The 1,852-nt window shown below is 73.6% G+C and carries 2 protein-coding genes; one reads left to right on the forward strand and one right to left on the reverse strand.

Features of this window, described 5'->3' with window-relative positions:
• Positions 1-118: 118 nt before the first annotated feature.
• Positions 119-547, forward strand: coding sequence for an Rv3235 family protein (locus tag DY240_RS22900; RefSeq protein WP_119662094.1), 429 nt, complete (start codon positions 119-121; stop codon positions 545-547).
• Positions 548-575: 28 nt separating this feature from the next.
• On the opposite strand, the gene DY240_RS22905 is transcribed toward DY240_RS22900, so the two are convergent.
• Positions 576-1,550, reverse strand: a complete 975-nt coding sequence (locus tag DY240_RS22905) for an SGNH/GDSL hydrolase family protein (protein WP_147375459.1) — start codon at positions 1,548-1,550, stop codon at positions 576-578.
• Positions 1,551-1,852 lie beyond the last annotated feature (302 nt).

Genomic DNA, 1,852 nt, shown 5'->3' on the forward strand with positions numbered 1-1,852 from the left:
CGTCGCCTCCGCAGCGCCCGCCGGGAGCGCCCGTGGCACAGCGCCCGCCGCCCGCGTCGCGGCGCCCGCCGGCGCTCCCGCGCCAGTCGGTGACGCCGAGGCGAGCTGCCGAGCTGGGATGGCGGCACGGACGGGACGATCCGGACCGGACGAGCTCCCCGACCCGCGGCGGTGGACGGCACGGCTGGCCCGGTCGGCGCTGGAGTGCCTGCACGGCCGGCGCCCGGTGCAGCAGCTGGTCCGCTGGACCGCGGAGCCGGTCTACCGCGACCTGACCCGCAGGGCGGTCGCGCAGGAGGCGGCGTCGGCCGAGCGGCCACGGATCCGGGCGCTGCGGGTCTGCCGCGTCACCCCCTCCGTGGCCGAGGCGAGCGTCGTGGTGCAGCTGGGACCGACGACGCGGGCCGTGGTGCTGCGTCTCGAGGCCGACGACGGCCGGTGGTTGTGCACCGCGTTCGACCTCGTGGAGCCCCACCCCGCCGGCCGCGGGAAACGCGGCGCGAGCCGCCCGAGGAGCCGCGGCGCCACCACCACTGGCACCGGCTGACCTCGGGCGTCCCGCGCGGCGGGCAGGGTCAGCGTGCCGCCCAGGCCTCCTCGAACGCCACCGCGTACCCCGCCTGGCCGTTCACCGTCGGATGGAAGGAGTCGCGCACGAAGGACGACACGATGTCCCACTGCGGCCGGTACGGCGACGCGCTCGCGGTGGCCGGCGCAGTCGGCTCGGTCGAGTCGGTCCACGAGATCTTCAGCCCGTAGAGCCAGTCGCCGGGGGCGTTGGCGCACGCCTCGTGACCGTCGAAGACGGCGGCGACCTCGTCGGAGGCCGACTCGACGCCGGCCTCGGCGGCGGCGCCGTCGATGACGTCGTTGAGCAGCATGCCCAGCCGGCGGATCATCTGCCGCTCGGACGTCGACAGCAGGCCGGTCAGGGCGGGGCAGTCGCTGCGCACCGCGGGGTCGGGGACGAGCATCGGGTAGCCGCCGACGATCACCTCGTCGCCGGGCGCGGCCGCCTGGACGGCGTCGTAGAGCTGGACGAGCGGCTGGTGCAGGCCGCTGATGAGCGCGGAGAGCTCGGCCTCGCGGCGGGTACACGACACGAACGACACCAGGCAGTTCACCAGTTCGTCGGCGAACCCGGCGTCGTTGCCGCCCACCGTGACGGTGATCAGCCGGTCGCCGGCACCCGGGATCGCGGCCAGCTGCTGCACCTGCTGGGCCACGTCGGGAATCGCGGCGCCGGAACAGGCCAGGAGCGTCCGGTCGGTCACGGCGTTGCCGAAGACCAGGTTGTTCCACGCCTGTGGCGTGCGGTCGCAGTCGTCGAGGTAGCCGCCGGCGCCCAAGCCCGACGAGTACGAGTCGCCCAGGGTGACGACGGCCGACGGCACGTCGTCCGCCGCCTCCGCCGTTTCCGTCGCCGACGCGTCCGCCGCCGCGCCGATGGCCGCGCCCACGAGCACGACGGCCGCCACACCGAGCGTGACGGCCGTGCGGGCGATGGAGCGAGGGGATCGCTGGTGGTGGGTGGTCGAGGTACGAGTCATGAGCGCTGCGCGGCCGGTCGCGGCCGCTCCTCCCATCCGCCGTCCGGGAATTGTGACACTCGGCATCACCAAGCGTCACAATGGACGATAGCGGACGGATGCCGCATGCGGGACACATTCCCGCAACAATGACCGCACCGTCGCCCCCAGCGCCCCTCACGAAGTTGATCTTGGCGTAATGCCGCCATCTTTCGGACAAATCGCCCAGGATTGGCGGCTTTACTCCAAGATCTCTCTGTCAGGATCTTGTGTGCCGGGGTGCTGCTCGACGGGGCGGGGTGCCGGTGTGAGCGTCGGGTGAC

It is taken from the genome of Jiangella rhizosphaerae, from assembly GCF_003579925.1.
GTDB classification, from domain to species: Bacteria; Actinomycetota; Actinomycetes; order Jiangellales; family Jiangellaceae; genus Jiangella; species Jiangella rhizosphaerae.

Bases quoted from the DNA above. Each gene is read 5' to 3' on its own strand.
- DY240_RS22900 (WP_119662094.1), top strand. From the start codon at position 119: ATGGCGGCACGGACGGGACGATCCGGACCGGACGAGCTCCCCGACCCG.
- DY240_RS22905 (WP_147375459.1), bottom strand. From the start codon at position 1,550: ATGACTCGTACCTCGACCACCCACCACCAGCGATCCCCTCGCTCCATC.